This window comes from Neisseria sp. HMSC064D07, assembly GCF_001837185.1.
In the GTDB taxonomy this organism is placed as follows: domain Bacteria; phylum Pseudomonadota; class Gammaproteobacteria; order Burkholderiales; family Neisseriaceae; genus Neisseria; species Neisseria flavescens_C.
Genome location: NZ_KV831666.1, coordinates 1 through 4,087 on the forward strand (window position 1 = coordinate 1; position 4,087 = coordinate 4,087).

The 4,087-nt window shown below is 51.3% G+C and carries 2 protein-coding genes and 1 tRNA gene; 2 read left to right on the forward strand and 1 reads right to left on the reverse strand.

The window, feature by feature from the left end; translation table 11 throughout:
* Positions 1-79 precede the first annotated feature (79 nt).
* A tRNA-Pro gene (locus tag HMPREF2608_RS03340) sits at positions 80-156 on the reverse strand.
* 199 nt (positions 157-355) lie between these two features.
* Between HMPREF2608_RS03340 and recC the strand changes: the two genes are divergently transcribed.
* Both recC and HMPREF2608_RS03350 read left to right on the forward strand, forming a co-directional pair.
* The gene (gene recC / locus HMPREF2608_RS03345) at positions 356-3,655 is read left to right on the forward strand and encodes an exodeoxyribonuclease V subunit gamma (RefSeq protein ID WP_070825973.1); all 3,300 of its coding nucleotides are present in this window, start codon (positions 356-358) and stop codon (positions 3,653-3,655) included.
* A 3-nt stretch (positions 3,656-3,658) separates the two neighbouring features.
* A partial coding sequence (locus HMPREF2608_RS03350) for a thioredoxin family protein (protein ID WP_070825974.1) occupies positions 3,659-4,087 on the forward strand: 429 nt, incomplete at its 3' end.

Sequence of the window (4,087 nt, forward strand, 5' to 3'; positions counted from 1 at the left end):
GGGATTTTGGGGAATTTTGCAAAGGTCTCAGGCTTGCCGAATGTAAAAAACCTGCTTGGACTCAAGCAGGTTTTGTATTTGGTCGGAATGAGAGGATTCGAACCTCCGACCCCTTCGTCCCGAACGAAGTGCGCTACCGGGCTGCGCTACATTCCGAATGTGGGAAATTATAGGATAGGAGAAGCCGGTTTGTACAGGGGTCGATAAATAATTAATAATTGGCTGCCGATGGGTTTGTTTTAGTCCGTCTGGAGCGATGTGTTTCAGACGGCCTGTGTTTTTGTTTGCCGCTTCTGCTGAAGCATTTGTCCTAATGGCATTATAATGTGGGCAATTGTTTTTTAGATTGTCTGCTATGTTTTATCTTTATCAGTCCGACCGTTTGGAAGCGCTTGCCGAAATGTGCGCGCATATTCATCAGGCCTTGCCTTTGGATGCTGTATTGGCACAGGAAGAAGTGGTGGTGCAGAGCCAGGGGATGCGGCGTTATCTGAATGTGTTTTTTGCGCGCAAACTCGGCGTGGCGGCGAATTTGAAGTTCAGCCTGCCGGCCGGTTTGGCATGGCAGCTGATGCGTAAATTGGTTCCCGATGTGCCGCCGCTCAGTCCGTTTTCGCCTGAAGTTATGCGCTGGCGTTTGCTGGATTTGTTCCGCAGCGAAGCGTTTCAGACGGCCCCGGAGTACGAAAACGTGCGCCTGAAGCTGGAAAGTTATTTACACAGTTCGGCCTCGGCAGATTATCAGCTTGCCGGACAAATGGCGGATATTTTCGACCAATATTTGGTGTACCGCCCGGATTGGATTGATGCGTGGCAGGCCGGGAAGCTGCTGGGCTTGGGCGATGATGAGGATTGGCAGGCGCGGCTGTGGCGTTATTTGGACGATGGCAGCCAATCTGCGCCGCACCGCGTGGCCTTGTGGGAAAAGCTGTTGGCGCAGTTGGATAAATCGGTCTTGCCGCAAAGATTGTTCGTATTCGGCATTTCGACAATGGCGCCGATGTATCTACAACTGCTGCACCAAATTTCCAAGCATTGCGATGTGTTTGTGTTTGCACTCAATCCGAGCAGCCAATATTGGGGCGAGGTCATCGACGAGGCACAGATTTTGAAAAGGGGCGATGAGGCGGATTTGTCGCAGGCAGGGCATCCGCTGTTGGCTTCTTTGGGTAAGCAGGGGCGCGATTTCTTTGATTTTCTGTCGGAAGTGGAAACCGAGCAGGATATTCAGGTTTATGAAGAGGGAAAAGACGATACCTTGTTGCATTGCCTGCAAAACGATATCCAAAACTTAATCATGCCGTCTGAACGCTTGTATCAACAGGAAGAAGGCGAAGCAGGCGCGCAGTCGGCTTTGGTTCATGTTCACGATGCGGACGGCAATCCAGTGTGCGTCGAGCCGGACAAACTGTTGAATGACGGCTCGGTCAAAATTGTTGCGGCACACAGCCCTTTGCGCGAACTGCAGATTTTGAAAGAAGAGCTGTCGCTGGTGTTGCAAAAAAATCCCGACTGGCAGCCGCACGATATTGCCGTGTTGACGCCGAACATCGAGCCGTACAGCCCGTTTATCGAAGCCGTTTTTGGACAGGAGCATGCAGGCAGCCAGGCTTTACCGTATTCGATTTCGGATGTGAAACTCAGCCGCCGTCAGCCCTTGCTGTATGCTTTGGCGCAAACGTTGGACTTGCTGGAGAGCCGGTTTGAAGTGGACAAGGTTTTGCCTTTGCTGGAAAGCCGGTTGGTGCTGCAACGCTTCGGTTTGAGCGAGGAAGATGTGCCGCTGCTGCATGAGGCTGTTGCCGGATTGAATGTGCATTGGGGTTTGGACCAAACCATGCGTGAGGGAAAAGACAACCTCTTTACTTGGCAGCAGGCGGTAGAGCGTTTGGCCTTGGGCTGGATGCTGCCCGAAGGCGGTAACGGCATGTGGCAGGGCGTGAGCGCGTGGCATAGTAATGTCAACCAGTTGGACGTGTTCAGCGGTTTTGCCGAATTTATCCGCACTTTGGCCGATATGGCGGCGCAATGGCAAGAGCCTGCCGATGTGGAAAGCTGGGTGCAGCGTTGCCGCGATTTGCTAGAGAAACTGTTTGCTCCGGATACAGACGACCAATACGCCAAGCAGCAGTTTGAGCAGTCTTTGGCGAAATGGCAGGAAGAGGCGCAGTTAGCCGAATTTGACGGATTGTTGCCGTGTAAAACCGTTATCCGCCATATCCGCCGCTTTTTGGACAGCGAAAGCCAAGCCGGATTTTTGAGCGGTGGCATCACTTTTTGCAGTATGGTGCCGATGCGCAGCCTGCCGTTTAAAATGGTTTGCCTGTTGGGTTTGAATGACGGCGATTTTCCGCGCAATACCAAAGCGGCGGTGTTCGACCTGATTGCCAAACATCCGAAAAAAGGCGACCGCGCCCGCCGCGACGATGACCGTTATCTCTTCCTCGAAGCCTTAATCAGCGCGCGAGAAATGCTGTATTTGTCTTACATCGGCCGCGATATACGCAATGATGCCGAGTTTGCGCCGTCTTCGTTAATCAGCGAGCTGCTGGATACCATTGCCGCCATGACAGGGAAAAGCGGGCGCGAGTTGTCGGAGAAATGGGTGAAACATCATCCTTTGCAGGCGTTCTCACGCCGTTATTTCCAAAAGGACGCGCTTTCAGACGGCCTCTTCAGTACGCGCCAAGATTACGCCGATGCATTGAACCAGCCGCAAGCGGAAGCGCAGCCGTTTTTCCTTGAGGCTTTAAGTCAGGAGGAGCCGGGCAAAACCATTCATCAGGGCGAGCTCATCAGTTTTTGGCGCAACCCTGTCAAAGTTTGGCTGAAGAAAAATTTAAGTTGGGATCAGCCGTATCTGGACGGTGCATGGGAGTCTGCCGAACCGTTTGAGCCGCAACATGAGGGTCGGATTGCCGATGCCTATTTGGATGCGCGGCGCAAAGGGGAAGATTTTGAAGATACGGCCATTCGACTGAATGCCGAAAGCCTGATGCCGGTAGGCGAATTGGGCGGTTTGTGGCAGAAGCAGTATCAGATATCTGCAAAAAACGTAGATGCCGAGCTGATACGCAGTGACAAAAGGCTGTCTGAACCTTATGAGGCATATTTTGACGACTTGGTTTTACAAGGCACCATCGGCAATCTTTACGAATGTGGCCGCATTGTGTTCCTAAATCAAAAAGACAATGCCCCCAACCGAATTGCCCGTTTATTGGAGCATTTGATTTTTTGCGCCATTGCCCCTAAATCCGTTGAAAACCGACAAACCTATATGGTCAGCTTGGGGCAGACCGAAACCTATGCCGCCATCGGGCAACAAACAGCAAAAGAACTTTTGAAAGAATGGTTGGTATATTTCCGAATCGGACAAAATACCCCCTTGCCGTTTTTTGCCAAAACCAGCCTTGCCGCTGCGGAGGAGTACAACAAGAAAGAGGATTGGGATGCTGCCTTGAGAAAAGCCCATGAGGTTTTTAACGGCAATAAAATGAGTAAAGGGCAGAAAGAATATACCGAAGTGAAGCTGGTGTTTGGCCATTCAGACGAATCGCCGCTTGATGAGCCGCTATTTGAAAACCTTGTCGTCAATCTGCTTGTTCCGCTTTTGAACAGCGCGGCAGGGAAAAACAATGCAACAGAACAGGAGTAAAGCATGGCCACTTATACAGAATATTTGGATTTTGATACCGAAGAAGACAAATTGAAACAACAGCAGCTCTATCAGGCGACCGAGCTGTCGGCGCAAACGGCAGCGGCGGTCAAAAAGATCAGCCGTCCGCAAAACTGGCTGCTTGCCGCTGCGCCATATTGTCCCGATTGCCGCGTATTTGTGCCGTTTATTCAAAAAATGGCGGAGCTGAACCCCAATATCCGCGTCAACTATATTGCCCGCAGTGATTTTGACGACAGCAGCCGTTTTGATAATCCGCGCCAACAGGAAATCGTCCGCGCCAATCAAAAAATTCCTGCGCTGTTTCTGACGGGTCATGAAGAGGATGGGCCTGTGTTTAACGAGTTTCCGCAAGTGGTGTTAAACCAAATTGCGGCAGGAGACCTTTGCAAAAAAGCCCTTCCTTCGACA

Excerpts from the sequence above, each read along its gene's own strand:
- recC (WP_070825973.1), top strand. The coding sequence starts at position 356 with ATGTTTTATCTTTATCAGTCCGACCGTTTGGAAGCGCTTGCCGAAATG.